This window comes from Candidatus Kryptobacter tengchongensis (genome assembly GCF_001458555.1).
Taxonomy (GTDB): Bacteria; Bacteroidota; Ignavibacteria; order Kryptoniales; family Kryptoniaceae; genus Kryptonium; species Kryptonium tengchongense.
In genome coordinates this window covers 1-17,544 of record NZ_CZVH01000033.1, presented here as the reverse complement: position 1 = coordinate 17,544, position 17,544 = coordinate 1, and the positions used below count along the sequence as shown (strand labels likewise).

Here is a 17,544-nt window from a genome sequence, read left to right as displayed (position 1 = left end):
CAAACAGCCATGAGAAACTATGAACAAATCGGCGAAGATGTAAGCATTTACATACCTCAGAAGAGCACAATAAATGAGATTGAAAGAATATCTGAAAATATAACGGATAGAGAAGTTGAATATGTTGAGCAAAATTTTTGGCAAAAACTTGCCAGATTAAAAGGCAATATCAATTTCAAGCGTGATTTGATCGCGCTTTATAAATTTATGAAAGACCCCGCTGTTTCATTTTTTAAGAAAGCAATAGCAATATCAGCGCTCCTGTATTTTATACTCCCGATAGATTCAATTCCAGATTTATCACCAATTGTCGGTTTTCTTGACGATATAGGAATCGTAGCGATGGTTGTTAAGTATTTAAGCCGTGAGCTTGAGCGTTATTATTAAAGCATAGTGGGCGGGCAAAGCCCGCCCCGATTTTAATTTTTCTTTCTCTCCTCCCGAATCTTCTTCGCCAGAGAAACAATCCCGGGATAAGTTTCGTGATGAGCAAACCTTCATTGATTTCAGATATCATTTCCTCAAGTGTTTTATAGCCAGGTTGAATGTAAAAGTTTAATGGTGATGGTGCAGGGATTGTGTTATATTTTCTGTGTGCGTTTCCAGTTGGCGGGAGTGAAAACTTTTTGGCGATGATTGAATCAAGAAGGAACATTTTCAAGATTCCATTTTCAATGACCGCTTTTTCCTTTGTTTGAATCCCTTCATCATCAAATGGTTTTGAACCAATCCCAAATTCAAGGCATCCATCATCAACTATTGTTAAAATTTCGCTTCCAACCCTTTCGCCTATTTTATCAGATAGAAAACTCATTTTTCTATAAGCGTTTTTGCCATTTACTGCCGTTGCGATGTAACTTACTATAGCGGATGCGGTCATGGGATCAAAGATCACGGGGTATTTCCCGGTTTTAATCTTTTTGGGAATTAATAGCTGAAGTGCTCGGATGCTTGCATTTTTTGCTACATGTTCGGGCGTTTGCAATCTTTCAAAAAGTCTGCTCACCGATGAATAATAGCCCGTTTGACTTTCGGCGTTATCCGAGGCGATGGCGGAGCAATAAATTTCAAAAATTGTCCCCTCATACTCACCGAAAAATTCGTTTGAGTTTGCGATTACCCTTCTTTGAATCAAGTTTCCAAATCCTGTTGATTCAACCTTTATCTTTGGGTTGAAGGCTTTTGCAATTTCTTCTATCTCTTTTGCAATTTTTATTTTCTGTTCAACGCTTATTGAAAAAACATCAGGGTCAAAAATTTTGACCTGCGTTTGGGCATGGCTATATATTTGTGGAAGTTGGTTATCTGGTTCTGGGGTTGAATTTTTAGCAAGTGAGATCGCCTCATCTATTGTCTTTTGAATTATATGGGATGAAAAATTAGTTGTATATGCAAAACCTATTTTTCTGTCCTTGAAAATTCTTATCCCGAGCCCATGGGTTACCGCTTGCTTAAGGGATTCAACTTCGCTGTCTTTTATCGTTGCAGAAAATTCTTCATCTATTGAGATAAACACATCACATTCATCAGCACCGCTTTGAATTGCCTTAGAGATAATTGATTTTGCGATTTTTTCCATATCCATTTGACATTTATAGCTTAAGTGTTGAATAAAACCTTAGCTTCACCTTTCTAAATTTAGAAATTTTGCGCAAAACTTTGAAATTTGTCACCAAAAGGTTAAATTTTTACAAAATCAGCGGATGAAAATAAAAACGGAAGAAAATGAGCAAAAAGAACACAGTCGCATCTTCACAGACGCAATTGATGGATAAGCTCGTTTCGCTTTGTAAGAGGAGAGGATTCATCTTTCAATCAAGTGAGATTTATGGGGGTATTAATGCATGTTGGGATTATGGTCCGCTTGGGGTTGAACTTAAAAATAACATAAAGCAGGCGTGGTGGAAGGCGATGGTTTATGAAAGGGACGATATTGAAGGGCTTGACGCTGCAATTTTGATGCATCCGAAAGTTTGGGAAGCTTCAGGACATGTAGAAAACTTCACAGATCCACTCGTTGATTGTAAATCTTGTAAACTTCGCTTTAGAGCGGATCAGATCCCAGAAGAGAATTTAAAATTGAAAAAATGCCCTGAATGTGGTGGTGAATTAACAGAGCCGAGAAAATTTAATCTGATGTTTAAAACATTTATGGGTCCCGTGGAAGATGAAGCTCATATTGTTTACCTTAGACCTGAAACAGCGCAGGGAATTTATGTCAATTTTGAAAATGTATATGTCTCAATGAGAAGAAAGATCCCCTTTGGAATTGCCCAAATAGGGAAAGCATTTAGAAACGAGATAACCCCGGGGAATTTCATTTTCAGAACAAGGGAATTTGAACAAATGGAAATGCAATACTTTGTCCGCCCCGGCACGGATATGGAGTGGTTTGAGAGATGGCGTGAGGAAAGATTTAAATGGTATTTGAGGATTGGAATAAAGCCCGAAAAACTTCGTTTCCATCAGCATGGTCCTGATGAACTTGCTCATTATGCAACTGCTGCGTATGATATCCAGTTTGAATTTCCATTTGGATGGCAAGAACTTGAAGGGATTCATAACAGAACGAATTATGATTTGTCAAGGCATCAACAGTTTTCGGGGAAAGATTTAAGCTATTATGATGACGAGATAGGGCAAAAATATATCCCATATATAATTGAAACATCTGCTGGATGCGATAGAACTTTGCTTGCAGTTCTTGTTAATGCTTACGATGAGGAAGATACAGGTAAAGAAATAAGAACGGTTCTTCGTCTGCATCCATTTCTTGCCCCGATAAAAGCAGCTGTTTTACCTCTTGTCAACAGAGAAAATATGCCAGAGATCGCATTTGAAATTTATAAATCGTTGAAACCACACTTTAAAGTTTTCTATGATGACAGTGGTTCAATCGGGAGAAGATATAGAAGGCAAGATGAAATTGGAACTCCCTTCTGTTTCACAGTTGATTCGCAAACACTTCAAGATGGAACTGTAACAGTAAGGGACAGAGATACAATGAAACAGGAAAGAATTCATAAAAATGAAGTGCTTGACTTTTTAAGGGAGAAAATCGTTTTCTAAAACTTAAATTTGGGTTAAAATGAGCAAGACTATTACAATTGCTGGAGGCACGGGATTTATCGGAAGTTATGTTGCAAATTTCCTTTCAAAAGATGGACATAAAATTTTAATCTCAAGCAGAAACCCCGAAAGATTAAAAGCCTTTGAAGGTTTCAGCTGGAATCCAGATTTTGAAGATTTCCCCGTTGATGTAGCTCAACGTTCAGATGTTATCATAAATTTGGTTGGAGAGACCATTTCACAAAGATGGACAAAAAGGGTTAAAGAAAGATTGAGAAGTTCACGAATAAACTCAACCAGAAAAATAGTTGATGCGTTTTCAAAGATAAATCCTGCGGGGAAAATTTTTATATCTGCATCTGCAATTGGTTTTTATGGGAGTAAAAGAGATGAAATTTTGACGGAAAATTCAGAAGCGGGGGATGATTTTTTAGCACAGCTATGCAAAGATTGGGAAGGTGAAGCTAAAAAAGCAGAGGAATTTGGAGTAAGAACTATAATTTTAAGGATTGGGATTGTCATAGGGGAAGGAGGTGGATTTCTTGCTAGATTAACGCCGTTATTTAAGCTTGGACTTGGTGGAAAGATTGCTGATGGAAGGATGTGGATGTCTTGGGTCCATATTGAAGACCTTGCCCGTGTTGTTAAATTTGGAATTGAAAATGAAAATGTGCGTGGTATTTATAATGTCGTCTCTCCGAATCCAGTTACGAATGAAGAATTCACAAAAACATTTGCAAAGGTTTTAAATCGTCCCTCGTTTTTTCCAGTTCCAAAATTTGGTTTGAAAATTTTATTTGGCAAGGAGCTGACCGAAATTGCTCTTACAGCAAGCCAGAGGGTTAAACCGGAAAGGTTGATTGAAGCAGGATTTGAGTTTAAGTATTCAGATATTGAGACTGCTTTAAAAAGTTTATTTGAAAAATAAAAATCTCTTAAGTTAGCCATGTGGTGGGGTAGAGGTAAAGGATTTGGGCGTAGATTCGGAGGATTTTGGTTTGGATTTGGTTTTCCCCCGTTTGAGACATTTTGGACGGGATTCCGCCCATATATAACTCGTGAAGAATATATTGAGATGCTTGAAGATTACAAAAAACAGCTTGAAGAAGAGCTTGAAGAAGTTAACAGAGAAATTGATAGGTTGAAAAGAGAAGGTGAAAAATGATTTTAATTCATAACGCTAATCAAGTTGTCACAGTCGCATCATTTGGGAAAAGATTTAAACGCGGGGAAAAACAAAGTGAAATTTTCGTCGTTGAAAAGGGGAGTGTTTTAATTAAAGATGGTAAAATTGAATGGGTTGGGAGAGCTGTTGATTTTAATTTTGGTTTATATGGCGAAGTTGAAATCATTGACGCTACTGGAAAAGTTGTTCTGCCTGGATTTGTTGACTCACATACACATCTTGTATTTGGGGGAACGCGTGAGGATGAGTTTAATTTAAGGATAAAGGGTTTTACATATCAGCAAATTGCTGAGATGGGCGGTGGGATTTTAAGCACCGTTCAAAAGACGAGAAATTTATCAAAGGATGAACTTTTAAAAATTTCTCAAATTTATGCAACCAAAGCTCTTGCAAATGGAACAACAACCATAGAGATAAAAAGTGGGTATGGATTGAATCTTGAAGATGAGATCAAAGTTCTTGAGGTTGTAAATGAATTGAATGAAAAACCTATCTTCACGGTTCCAACTTTCCTTGGAGCTCATGCAGTACCACCAGAGTTTAAGGATAGAAAAGATGATTATGTTAAGTTTTTAGTAGATAAGCTTATCCCAGAGATATCAAAAAGGAAACTTGCAAAATTTTGCGATGTGTTTTGTGAAATAGGATATTTTACTGCCGAGGATTCTGAAAAAATTTTAACCGCAGGTAAAAGCTATGGACTCCTGCCTAAAATTCATGCGGAGCAATTTTCAAATTATGGCGGTGTTAAGGTTGGAGTTAAAGTTGAGGCTATTTCAATTGATCACCTTGAAAATATAAATGATGAAGATATTGATCTTTTATCAAGGACAAATTCAATAGCGGTTTTACTCCCCGGGGTTTCTTTCTTTTTAAACTATAAGTATCCACCCGCAAGAAAATTAATTGACTCAGGTGTCCCTGTTGCAATTGCAACGGATTTTAACCCGGGATCGTGTATGAGTTTAAATATGCAACTTATGATGACGATCGCCTGCACTCAAATGAGGATGACGATAGAGGAAGCAATAACTGCATCAACATTAAACTCAGCTGGCGCAATTGGGATTTCAGATATAACAGGAAGTATTGAGGTGGGTAAAAGGGCGGATCTCGTAATTTTTGATGTCCCAGATTATAGAATGATACCATATTTTTTCGGTGAAAATCATACTTGGATTGTTTTTGGCGGGGGCATTTTAAAGTACCGGAAAATGTGACATGAATCACTTTGACCTTTACTTAAAATACTTAACTTAAATTGTGAGTTAAAAACTAATTTAGAGGGAATCATGCGCTGGCTAATTTTTCTGTCAATCTTGGTTTTCATCTTTACAATTTCAGTATATTCACAAGGCTTTCGGGTGAAAAGTTCATACCCAAATAATGGGGATTATAGTGTTCCTTCATTACCAACTCCCGTTTTAATTAAATTTGTGTTTTCTGATCAAGTTGATGTAAATCTTAATTTTGGTGAAGCGGGTCCCTTTCTCCCATTTTTAAGTTTTTTAGCGTTTGACCCACGCGATTCAATTCAATTTGTTCAGCCATATGTTCCTTTACGTACGGATACCATTGGAGCGTGGTTTACACTTGCTCCAAATACGGATTATTGTATTATTTTATTTGGTGCTTATTCAATAACTGGAATAATGCTTGAAAAGCCGTATGTTGTAAACTTTACGACCGCATCAACTATAGGTCAGCGAAGCGTAAGAGGGACTATAACACCACCTTCACCGCGTATATCATCATTTACAGGGATTTCACAATTTAATGTACCTAATTTAAAGGTTGATCTATCAAGGACGATAGGTCAAATTTTATCTCAGGGCAATGAGGTTAAAATTTTGAGGAAATCTAACTCGCTTTCGTTTGATCTCAAATTACAAGATTTGAATCCGTTTAAGTTTTTGAGCGTTGATCCTAATGTTGGTGTAGTTGCATTGCTTGATGGGAATCCACTTGCCCAAGAGAATGTAAATGTAAAATACGCTGCTAATGTTAATTCTGATTTTTCATTTGAGATACGATATGTTCGCGATGGGACATACTATTTGTTTGCTGCTTTTGATACACAGCGAGATGGGATATTCGATCCAACCGGTGATTTGCTCATGTTTTATGACGCAAATGGAGATGATCAACCCGATCCAATTACCGTTAGCGGTGGCGATGTTTCAGGTTTAAATTTAAGTGGAGTTTTTCAGATAAGACCGTTTACGGTAAAACAAATCCTTGACACAGTTACAGTGCTTGCTAAAAGTTATGCAAGCGATGTGAGATTAAGAGGGATCCAAACTTTTGAAGGAATTGAAGTTCCAGGCGACACACTTGATGGAAAGGTATATTTTGCTACCTATATTTTTTATTCGCCTTCAAAAGATAAATATGTTTCTGTTTGGGCAAATGCATTTATGGGACTCTCACTTGACACTGTTTCAACACCCCCAAGACCACTTGTTGATTTACCAACAAGATTTATTGATAGCGATGTTGTATTTGATAGCGCCGAAGCTAATGGTGGATATGCTTTCAGGAATGAGCCCAATACGATAACATCTGTTATGTATGACTTGAGAAATTATTCAGGTGATGATTTTGATCCGCCTGATACAGTAAATCCATACTGGAGGATTGTATATTTTAAGACTGATACTAGTTTTAATCTCAGGGGATTTTTAGCTGTTTATCTTAATCCCTCAGATGGTAGATTAGTTAAAAAGTTTGAGATTTCGTTTAAACCTGTAACTGCAAAGGAGAAATTTGAGGTTGTTGATAATTTAGCAATGAATAGAGCAAACGATGCACAACTTGTGTATGTTTTGGGATTTGAGGATGATGATACGCTTGTTGATGGGAAATGCCTTATCTGGAACTATGGTTATAAAAGTAACAGCGTGGGTAAGTTTAGTGTTTGGGTTTCTTTAGGTTTGGCTTGGGTTGACACTTCGTTTTTTGATATATCAGATTTAACACCATTAAATAAGCCTTTGCAACTTATGAATTACAAAGATAGTGATACCCTTGCAGCCGTTGCCGAAGCAAACGGTGGATCTGCTTTCAGGAATTTGTATCAGTATACTGGGGGCGGATATCTTTATTCTCAATCTATAGATACAACTAAAATTTATTTCCATGCAATATATAATGGAATTGATGTCACGACGGGGAGAGAGAAAGCACTTATTGTATTTATTGATCCTGTAACTGGCAATTTTGTTGGTACATTTACCAAAGTTGAAAAGGACGAAACCGTTGGAATTCCAGCGAGTTTCACTTTGTATCAAAACTATCCAAATCCATTTAACCCAACGACGACGATAACTTATGATATTCCGATGCGGGCGAATGTGAAACTTATAGTTTATAATGTTCTTGGTCAAGAAGTTGCTATACTTGTGAATGAGCTACAGGAAGCTGGAAGATACAATGTTAAGTTTGATGCGAGTGGTTTACCAAGTGGTGTGTATTTCTATAAACTTGAAGCGGGAAGATATGTTGATGTAAAGAAGATGATGCTTGTCAAGTAAGGAAATATCTTAAATTAGTGAATAAAATTTGGGTAGTTACAGGGTTAAACCTGTGGCTACCCATTTTTATTTTTTATCCTGTCAAGGGCTGAACTCGTTTTATTCCTTCGCTCCTTGCCTATTTTCTTTTATTTTGGTAAATTAAATTTGAGAAGATTAAATAACCTATTTATTCTTATGCAAAAATTTTCAAACATACTTTGCCTTTCAAAAGCACCTGGCTCACCTTCGTTAAAAAAATTTAAAACAAATTTTTCAGGGAGGACCTATCATGGGAGTTAAAATTCGTCGGGAAGAAGCCCTTGAATATCATAGTCGGGGGAGGAAAGGAAAACTTGAAATCATACCATCAAAACCATGTTTAACACAAAGAGATTTGTCTCTTGCTTACACCCCAGGGGTTGCCGAACCGTGTAGAGAAATCCATAAAAATCCAGAGCTCGCATATGAATATACAATGAAAGGGAATTTTGTTGCTGTTATCTCAAATGGTACTGCGGTGCTTGGACTTGGTGATATAGGAGCACTTGCTGGAAAGCCTGTGATGGAAGGAAAGTCGGTTTTGTTCAAAAGATTTGCAGACATTGATGCGATTGATATTGAAATCAATGAAAAAGACCCTGATAAGTTAATTGAGATAATAGCAGCTCTTGAACCAACTTTTGGGGGAATCAATCTTGAGGATATCAAGGCTCCAGAATGTTTTTACATTGAGGAAGAATTGAAAAAGAGGATGAGCATTCCAGTTTTTCATGATGACCAACATGGAACTGCGATCATAAGTGGAGCTGCTCTTTTGAATGCGCTTGAACTTGCTGGCAAAAAGATTGATGAGGTTAAAGTAGTATTCAACGGTGCTGGGGCATCAGCTATAGCATGTGCAAAATTTTATGTTCTCCTTGGAGTTAAAAAGGAAAACATAGTCATGTGCGATAGGAAAGGTGTTATTTATAAGGGAAGGAAGGAAGATATGAATCCATATAAAGAGGAATTTGCCACTGACAGGTTTGGGGATGGTGCAACCTTAAAAGATGCTCTCGTTGGAGCGGATGTATTTGTGGGTTTATCGGTTGGAAATGTTGTGACCAAAGAAATGTTGAAAACAATGGCTGACAACCCCATTGTCTTTGCAATGGCAAATCCAGACCCAGAGATAAGTTACGAAGATGCAACTGAGGCTCGCGATGATATAATAATGGCAACGGGTAGATCAGATTATCCGAATCAAGTTAACAATGTTCTTGGTTTTCCGTTTATTTTCAGGGGAGCACTTGATGTGAGAGCAAAGGCGATAAATGAGGAGATGAAACTTGCAGCTGCTCGTGCACTTGCGCAACTTGCCAAACAGGATGTTCCTGATTCGGTCATCCGTGCTTATGGAGGTGAAAAGCTTGAATTCGGGAGGAATTACATAATACCGAAACCATTTGATCCACGAGTTTTAACTTGGGTTGCCCCGGCAGTTGCAAAAGCTGCGATTGAAAGCGGGGTTGCAAGAATTAAAATAACCGATTGGGAAGAATACAAGCACCAACTTGAAGTTCGCCTTGGCATATCTCGTGAAATTATGAGACCAATTTTTGCAATCGCCAAGAAAAATCCGAAGCGAATTGTTTTCCCTGAGGGAGAGGAAATAAAAATTTTGAAGGCAAGCCAAATTTTAATTGATGAGGGAATTGCAAAGCCAATCTTGATTGGTTCAGAAAGTGTGATCAGGCAAAAGATAGAAGAAAACAAGCTTAGTTTAAAGGATATTAAAATTATTGAGCCATTGAAATATCCAAGGTTTGATGAATATGTTGAGGAATATTATCGTTTGCGCCAGCGTAAAGGTGTAACTTTGAAGGAAGCGCGGAAAATCATGACCCTGCCGAATTATTTCGGCTCAATGATGGTTAGAATGGGAGATGCTGATGGGTTGATTTCGGGTCTAACTTCACACTATCCAGATACAATTCGTCCAGCGCTTCAAATTATAAGAATGGATGAGAGATTTACGCGCGTTTCTGGGCTTTACATTATGATAACTAAGAAAGGAACCTTCTTCTTTGCAGATACAACCGTAAACATTGACCCAACCCCTGAGGAGCTTGCAGAGATAGCAATCGCCTCAGCTGAAACAGCCAGAAGATTTAATATAGAACCAGTTGTGGCTTTGCTTTCGTTTAGCAATTTTGGAAGCACGGAAAATCAATACTCATTAAAAGTCAAGAAAGCTGTTGAGATCATTAGACAAAAGGCGCCTGATCTTATAGTGGATGGAGAAATGCAGGCGGATACAGCTGTGGTGCCTGAAATAATTGAAGAAATGTATCCGTTCTCAACCTTGAAAGGCAAAGGTCCTGCAAATGTTTTGATATTCCCGGATCTTAACTCTGCAAACATCGCTTATAAGCTTGTTTATAGAATTGGTGGTGCTGATGTAATTGGTCCAATTCTTATGGGAATGAAGAAACCAGTCCATGTTTTGCAGACCGGAGCTGAGGTAAGTGAAATAGTTAACATGGCAGCTATCGCAGTTGCAGAAGCAATTGAAAAAGAAAGAGTTGATGGAAGAAGATAAATTTTAGACTTTAAATAAGCTTGGGTTGCCTGAACGATTTTAAAATTAAGATGGTTCTGACAAGTGAGGAGATTATTTTTAGCAGTGGTGCTTTATTGTTTATTTTTTACATTTGTTTACGCTGAGATTGAAGTTCCAAAGTTAACACGACGAGTGACAGACCTTGCTGGGGTTTTAACCCCCCAGCAAGCAAATGAAATTGAATATAAACTTGCAAAGTTTGAAGAGGAAACGACAAATCAAATTGCTGTCTTGATAATCCCATCGCTTGAAGGGGAGGACCTTGAAGATTTCTCAATTAAAGTTGTTGAGAAAAATAAACTTGGTCAAGCTGGAAAAGATAACGGAGTTCTTTTTCTGATAGCAATTCAAGACAGAAAGATGCGACTTGAGGTTGGATATGGTCTTGAGGGCGCATTACCAGATGCGTTGTGTGATCAAATTTTAAGGAATATCGTTCGCCCAAGGTTTAGGCAGGGAGATTACTACGGTGGGATAGATGCAGGGATTGATGCTGTAATTTCTGCAACAAAAGGTGAGTTTAAAGCAGATCCCAGAAGGAGAACTGAAATAAAACTTGGGACAATCCTCATTCTTATCATAATTGTATTTGTTGTGCTGGCAATTTTTGGCACTATGATGAGAAATGTAAGGCATTACTCAATTCGTTCGGGTGGATATGATTCAACTTTGTTTTGGCTTTGGTTGTTAGGTTCAATGAGCGAAAGGAGAAAAAGCGGTGGAAGTTGGGGCGGATGGAGTAGCGGAGGTTTTGGAGGAGGTGGATGGTCTGGAGGTGGTGGAAGCTTTGGAGGTGGAGGAGCAAGCAGTAGCTGGTGAAGGTTAAAAAACGTTTTTAAGCTTGAAAATAAATTTCTACCACATATGTTGACGGTTAGAGATATATTTAGCAGGGATGATTTGAGAAAAATTTCTGATAAAATTTCGGAAATTGAGAAGAATACAAGTGGAGAAATCAGGGTTTCAATTAGAGAGAAAAGGAGTTTGATGGAGAAAAAGCTTTCCATTTTTGATATGGCTTTAAGAGAATTTTATCGGCTTGGCATGGACAAAACTAAAGATGGAACAGGTGTGCTTGTTTATATACTTCTTTCCGAAAAGAAGCTTCAGATAGTGGCGGATAAGGGGATAAATGACAAGGTTGAAAACGAAACTTGGCAAAAGATCGCTGATAAAATAGCCGAGAAATTTAAACAGGGCAAATATCTTGATGGAATAATTGATGGTCTTGATGAGATTGGGAAAATTTTATCTCAAAATTTTCCGATAAAACCTGATGATAGAAATGAGTTATCAAATGAAGTTGAGATTAGATGAAGATAAGAAATTAACTGTTATTCATTCAAAAGAAATAAAGCCATATGGGCTATGCCATTCTATGGATATGTTGGTATTCTTATAATTTTCATCGCTGAATTTTTGCTTTTTTTAAATGTTAAGATCATCGGGATTTATTTTACTCCAATTGTGTGGACTGGATATATTCTTTTTGTTGATGCGTTAAATTTTAAACTTTATGGTAACTCGTTAATTAAGAGTCGCTTTGGGGAGTTTTTGATCATGTTGCCTTGGTCTGTGATTTGTTGGTTGGTTTTTGAGGCTTATAATTTTCATCTCAAAAATTGGTATTATGTCGGACTGCCAGAAAGTGCATTTGCGAGGACAATCGGTTATGTCTGGTCTTTCGCAACTATTTTTCCAGCAATACTTGAGACGAATCAACTTGTTAAACCGATTTTTGAAAAAATCAATAAAAAACCTTCTTCAGCTTCAGACAAAAAATTAACAGTTTATTTTATCCTTGGCTTACTTTTTCTTGTAATTCCTTTAATTTTGCCCTCTGAAATAGCTTCTTATCTTTTTGCCTTTGTTTGGATGGGTTTTGCATTTCTTCTTGAGCCGGTAAATTATAAACTTGGTGGCGAGAGCTTGTTTAATGAATTTGAAAAGGGGAAATTGACAACGCTATTTTCTCTTTTTCTTTCAGGTTTGATATGTGGTGTGTTGTGGGAATTTTGGAACTATTGGGCTATCGGTAAATGGATTTATACTGTTCCAATTCCGTTTGCTGGTCCAAAAGTTTTTGAAATGCCACTTTTAGGATTTCTTGGGTTTCCTGCTTTTGCGGTTGAGGTTTATTCAATGCAAAATTTTTTAATCATTCTGTTAAGAAAAAATCATAAACTTGCTGAGTTATTTGGTGTAACATAGGTGGGAATTATTTCAACAACCGCTGTATCAAGTGTTTCTTCGTTTAGAATGAAAATTTCATCAAATCCTTCTGTCGGTATTGATTTTTTTGCTTCAAGGAAATTTATGTATTGATTTCTTATAACTTGTTCGCCGACTTTCCTTGGTCTTTTCTTATCTCTTTCTATGCAAATTTCAAGCGGGATATCAAAAATGATTATTGCTATTTTAAAACCGTACTTTCTTCCTATTTCAATCAACTGTCGCCTTGTTTCTTTTGAAAGGGATGTTGCATCTGCAACTGTTAATCTTCCAACAAGTAATCTTTTCTCAATTATGAAATAGAAAAGGTCAAATGCATGTTTTGACACCGCTTGATTTGCTGGATTATCTGAAATCAAAGCCCTACAATGGTCGGAGGAAACAATTTGAGTTCGTTTAAAAAATTTCTTTGCAAATGTTGATTTCCCGCTTCCTGCAACCCCACATAAAACTACAAGTGTTCGTGGATTTATTTTTATCTTAAGTGTCTCTTTTTGTTCGTTTTTTCTTTTGAATATGTTGAAAATTTTTTCTATCATCTTGTGAAAACTTTATAGCCAAGTTCTGTTATTATTTCAATTGCTTTTTGAGCATCTTTTTCGCTTCCAAAGGAAAGACGAAATGTCCCACCTATACCTTCCCTCACTCGCAAAAGTTCAATGTCTTTTATATTCAATCCACCTTGATACAACGCTGTTGAAATTTTGCTTAAAACACCGGGTTTATCTTCAACCATTATGAACACATCGTGCAAAACATTTATGAAGCCCTTTCGGCTTGATGGTATCTCGTTTCTTAATTTAAAAGCATTGTCAAATTCTGATTTGAAATCATCTATTCTATCGGATTTGATAAGATCCCTATATCTGTTAAGTCCATTGATAAAATTATCAAGTGCTTCAATTATTTTTTCTTTGTTGAAGTAAATTATATCACGCCATATTTCAAACTGACTTGACGCGATTCGTGTTAAATCTTTAAAGCCACCGCCAGATAAAGATAAGTAATCTGTTCCCATGCTTCCAGCTGTATTGACAAGTAAAACAGCAATTAATTGAGGGAGATGACTTATATATCCTGCTATCCTATCGTGAATTTCGGGGTCAAGTAGTATTATATTTGCCCCTGTTAACTTTATTAATTCAATAAATTCATTTACCATCTTTATTGGGACATTGAAACTTGGGCATAGCACATATACAGCGTTTTCAAAAAGGAATGGGTCAGCTGAAGTTATACCTCTTCTTTCCGATCCAGCCATAGGGTGACCGCCGATGAAATAAACATCTTTTTTAATTTTTTCCGCTTCTTTTAGGACAATTTTTTTTACACTTCCAACATCGGTTATTATTGTTCCTGCTCTTGCATAACTTGACACTGTATGAATTAACTTCAGAATTTCTTTAACCGGCGTGCACAAGAAAACCACTTCTGCATCTTTTACTGCTTCTTCAATTGAATCAGTTTTTTTATCAATCGCTCCGATCTCAAAAGCGAGATCAAGTGAACGAGGATCAATATCAAATCCAGTGATTGTGAAATTATGTTCTTTTGATTGTTTCAATGAAAGAGCTATTGAGCCTCCGATTAAACCGGTTCCAATAATTGAAATTTTGTTGAACATAGGTTTATAAAATTTTTCTTCCTATTGCTTCCGCTATTTTTTTTATTTCTTTCATAAGCTGTGTGAATTGGTCAAGGTATAGTGATTGGGGTCCATCGGATTTTGCCTTTTCGGGTTGATTATGCACTTCAACAATTAAACCATCAGCTCCAGCGGCAATTGCAGCCCTTGCTATGGGAATAACTTTATCTCTTATTCCAGTTGCGTGTGATGGATCAACAACTATTGGTAGATGGCTTTTTTTGTGAATAACGGGAATGGCGTTTATGTCAAGTGTATTTCTTGTTGATGTTTCAAAAGTTCTTATACCTCTTTCGCATAGTATTACATTGTGGTTTCCACCGGCAAGTATATATTCAGCAGCCATAAGCCATTCTTCAATTGTTGCAGCCATTCCTCTTTTCAACATCACTGGTTTGTCAATTTTGCCAAGCTCTTTTAAAAGGGCAAAGTTTTGCATATTTCTTGCACCAACTTGAAGTATATCAGCATATTTTGCGACCAAAGGTATATCTTTTGTATCAAGGACTTCAGTTATAACAAGCAAGCCATATTCATCAGCAGCTGACCTTAAAAGTTTTAAACCTTCCTCACCAAGTCCTTGGAATGAATATGGTGAGGTTCTTGGTTTAAAAGCCCCGCCTCGCAATATTTTAGCTCCATTTTCAGCTACATGTTTTGCTATTGTAAATATCTGTTCTTCGCTTTCAACGGCACAGGGACCAGCCATAATCACGATTTCTTCAATGTTGCTACCTATTTTTACCCCATTTATGTCTATAATTGTTCCTTCGTGTTTAAAGGCACGGTTTGCTAATTTATATGGTTCTGTTATTCTATAGACCTCAGCAACGCCAGGTAGAAGCTGAATATTTCGGTGATCAAATTCTGGTTTTACGCCAATTGCACCAAGGACAGTTCTTGTAACCCCTGTAGAGCGATGGACATCAAAGCCATATTCATTTAAGATTTTTATGACATTTTGAATTTGTTCCTCGGTTGCATCAGGTTCCATAACAACTATCATGTTCTTTCACCTCCATAATTTTTTGTTTAAAAAATTACTTAAAAAAAGATAATTTGGCAATTTCTGGGAAAATGTTGGAAAGTAGCTGTAATGGTTGGAATTTATCTCAAGCCCAGTGGTTGCGCCACCACTGGGCAAAATAGCGGGCATAAAAACAAACTCGGAAGGAAATCTGATACATAATGAGGTTTGCGGTATTTAAACCTGTATCGCTTTGTCTTAATTGAACCATTTTAAATTTTCACCTCTCAGGTTTTCTTTAGTTGAAATATATAAATTTTACGCTCATTTTGCAAGGAAAAACTTTGATTTAATTTTCAATTTTGATTAAAATTTATCTGGCTTTAAAAACAAAACCCATCTTAAGCCATGTTAAGAAAAATTTACCTCGTGATCGTTTCTCTACTTATAGTCTTTGGCACCCTTTCGGTTTACCCTCAAAAAAGAGCTATAACCGTAGATGACCTCTGGGCAATGAAGAGAATTTCAAACCTTACAGTTTCGCCTGATGGTAGGTGGATAGCTTATGTTGTTACATCCTATAGCATGGAAGAGAACAAGGGTCAAAGGGATATTTATCTTGTTTCAATTGATGGGAAAGAGGTTAAACAATTAACAAAATCTGAAGGATCAAACTATTCGCCGGCTTGGTCTCCTGATGGTAAAAAACTTGCTTTTATATCAACTCGGGATGGGGAAGCCCAAGTTTATGTCATGGAACTTGAAACAGGGACGATAAAAAAGATAACGAACATAGCACTTGGTGCTGATGGCATCGTATGGGCTCCCGATGGTAATTATATTGCTTTTGTATCTCAGGTTTATCCCGATTGTCCTGATAATGATTGCAATTTGAAAAGAGAAAAAGATAAAGAATTAAGCAAAGTAAAAGCAAAACTTTTTATAAAACTGCCATTTAGAATTTGGAATAGATGGATTGATGATAAAAGGAGTCACCTTTTCACAGTTGAGCTTAACACTGGAGAAGTTATTGATATAACGCCTGGGGATTATGATACGCCTCCGATAGATCTTGGCGGAAAAATTGATTATGCTTTTTCTCCAGATGGTAAGGAAATTTGCTTTGTCAGAAATGTTGATACCATGATCGCTATAAGTACCAATAATGACCTTTTCATCACAACACCAAAAGGGGGAAAAATAAAGAAAATCACAATAAATAAAGCGAATGATAATCAGCCAACTTATTCACCAGATGGAAAATACATTGCGTATAGAGCTCAGTTTAGAGCAGGCTTTGAATCTGATAGATATAGATTGATGCTTTATGATAGGGAAACGGGAAATATAATTAATTTAACCGAAAATTTTGATCGTTCTGTTGAAGAAGTTATTTGGTCTCCTGATGGTAAGTTTATATTCTTCACTGCAGAGGATCAAGGATATAACTCAATTTATAAGATTGAGGTTAAAACTGGGAAAATTGAACAAATAACGAGGAAAAGTTATAACACGGAAATTTCAATTACGCCTGATGGACGATTTTTGATTTTCAAGAGGGAATCAATTAACAAGCCAGCGGAGATTTATCGTCTTGATCTTACAAACTTTGAAACAATTCAGCTGACTCACCATAATGATTCGCTCATTGCGCAACTTGAGATGAATTCACTTGAAGATTTTTGGTTTTCAGGTGCTGGTGGAACGAAGGTTCATGGGTTTATCTTAAAACCGCCGTTTTTTGAACCTGGAAAGAAATATCCAGCTGTTTTCTTAATCCATGGTGGACCTCAATCTATGTGGGCAGATAATTTCCATTATAGGTGGAATGCTCAAATGTTTGCCTCTCGTGGTTATGTTGTTGTAATGATAAATCCACGAGGTTCAACTGGCTATGGGCAAAAGTTCACGGATGAGATAAGCGGTGATTGGGGTGGCAAAGTTTTTGAAGATTTAATGAAGGGAGTTGATTATGTTGTGAAAAATTTTGATTTCATTGATAAACATAGAATTGGAGCAGCCGGAGCTTCTTATGGTGGATATATGATAAATTGGATCGCCGGACACAACGATAAGGGAATTTTCAAATGTCTTGTTTCCCATGCTGGTGTTTTTGATCTTCAAAGTATGTATGGCTCAACGGAAGAGTTATGGTTTCCGGAATGGGAATTTAAAGGAACTCCCTGGACAAATCCTGAACAATATAAAAAATGGTCGCCAAGTTATTATGTTAAGAATTTTAAAACCCCAACACTTGTAATTCATGGTCAACTTGATTATAGGGTTGATGTAAGTCAGGGGTTACAAGAACTGTCCTTGGTGCAATTG

At 36.9% G+C, this 17,544-nt stretch carries 15 protein-coding genes; 11 read left to right on the top strand and 4 right to left on the bottom strand.

Annotated elements, in window-relative coordinates:
• Positions 1–387: YkvA family protein (locus AT685_RS03230; protein ID WP_234696226.1), on the top strand; the 387-nt coding region annotated here is incomplete at its 5' end.
• On the opposite strand, the gene AT685_RS03225 is transcribed toward AT685_RS03230, so the two are convergent.
• Complete coding sequence (locus AT685_RS03225; RefSeq protein ID WP_072151532.1) at positions 350–1,585, bottom strand: TldD/PmbA family protein; 1,236 nt, start codon at positions 1,583–1,585, stop codon at positions 350–352. The two genes, AT685_RS03230 and AT685_RS03225, sit on opposite strands and share 38 nt — an antisense overlap.
• 140 nt (positions 1,586–1,725) lie before the next feature.
• On the opposite strand from AT685_RS03225, the gene AT685_RS03220 reads away from it, so the two are divergent.
• The 9 genes from AT685_RS03220 to AT685_RS03180 all read left to right on the top strand — a co-directional run bounded on the left by AT685_RS03220 (position 1,726) and on the right by AT685_RS03180 (position 12,583).
• A complete protein-coding gene (locus AT685_RS03220; RefSeq protein ID WP_081040560.1) occupies positions 1,726–3,069 on the top strand; it encodes a glycine--tRNA ligase in 1,344 nt (447 codons plus the stop codon).
• Positions 3,070–3,088: 19 nt separating this feature from the next.
• On the top strand, positions 3,089–3,997 hold the full coding sequence (locus tag AT685_RS03215) for a TIGR01777 family oxidoreductase (protein WP_072151531.1): 909 nt from the start codon (positions 3,089–3,091) through the stop codon (positions 3,995–3,997).
• Positions 3,998–4,015: 18 nt separating this feature from the next.
• The gene (locus AT685_RS03210; RefSeq protein WP_072151530.1) at positions 4,016–4,234 is read left to right on the top strand and encodes a DUF5320 family protein; all 219 of its coding nucleotides are present in this window, start codon (positions 4,016–4,018) and stop codon (positions 4,232–4,234) included.
• Entirely contained in the window at positions 4,231–5,475 is a 1,245-nt protein-coding gene (hutI, locus tag AT685_RS03205) for an imidazolonepropionase (protein WP_072151529.1), read from the top strand. The genes AT685_RS03210 and hutI overlap by 4 nt, the downstream gene beginning before the upstream one ends.
• Before the next feature lie 72 nt (positions 5,476–5,547).
• Entirely contained in the window at positions 5,548–7,788 is a 2,241-nt protein-coding gene (locus AT685_RS08540) for a T9SS type A sorting domain-containing protein (protein WP_234696225.1), read from the top strand.
• A 271-nt stretch (positions 7,789–8,059) separates the two neighbouring features.
• Positions 8,060–10,351, top strand: a complete 2,292-nt coding sequence (gene pta, locus AT685_RS03195; protein ID WP_072151527.1) for a phosphate acetyltransferase — start codon at positions 8,060–8,062, stop codon at positions 10,349–10,351.
• 63 nt (positions 10,352–10,414) lie between these two features.
• Positions 10,415–11,191, top strand: coding sequence for a TPM domain-containing protein (locus AT685_RS03190; RefSeq protein ID WP_072151526.1), 777 nt, complete (start codon positions 10,415–10,417; stop codon positions 11,189–11,191).
• A gap of 45 nt (positions 11,192–11,236) precedes the next feature.
• Positions 11,237–11,689 (top strand): TPM domain-containing protein, encoded by a 453-nt coding sequence (locus tag AT685_RS03185; RefSeq protein WP_072151525.1) that lies wholly within the window; start codon positions 11,237–11,239, stop codon positions 11,687–11,689.
• A gap of 51 nt (positions 11,690–11,740) precedes the next feature.
• A complete protein-coding gene (locus AT685_RS03180) occupies positions 11,741–12,583 on the top strand; it encodes a hypothetical protein (protein ID WP_072151524.1) in 843 nt (280 codons plus the stop codon).
• Here AT685_RS03180 and AT685_RS03175 read toward each other — a convergent pair.
• Genes AT685_RS03175 through aroF form a run of 3 tightly spaced genes read right to left on the bottom strand, consistent with a single transcriptional unit; the run spans position 12,550 to position 15,255 of the window.
• Entirely contained in the window at positions 12,550–13,143 is a 594-nt protein-coding gene (locus AT685_RS03175; protein WP_072151523.1) for an AAA family ATPase, read from the bottom strand. The genes AT685_RS03180 and AT685_RS03175 overlap by 34 nt on opposite strands.
• The gene (locus AT685_RS03170; RefSeq protein WP_072151522.1) at positions 13,140–14,228 is read right to left on the bottom strand and encodes a prephenate dehydrogenase; all 1,089 of its coding nucleotides are present in this window, start codon (positions 14,226–14,228) and stop codon (positions 13,140–13,142) included. The genes AT685_RS03175 and AT685_RS03170 overlap by 4 nt, the downstream gene beginning before the upstream one ends.
• Before the next feature lie 4 nt (positions 14,229–14,232).
• Positions 14,233–15,255, bottom strand: a complete 1,023-nt coding sequence (gene aroF, locus AT685_RS03165; protein ID WP_072150570.1) for a 3-deoxy-7-phosphoheptulonate synthase — start codon at positions 15,253–15,255, stop codon at positions 14,233–14,235.
• Positions 15,256–15,624: 369 nt separating this feature from the next.
• On the opposite strand from aroF, the gene AT685_RS03160 reads away from it, so the two are divergent.
• The coding region (locus AT685_RS03160; protein ID WP_072151521.1) for a S9 family peptidase at positions 15,625–17,544 on the top strand (1,920 nt) is incomplete at its 3' end.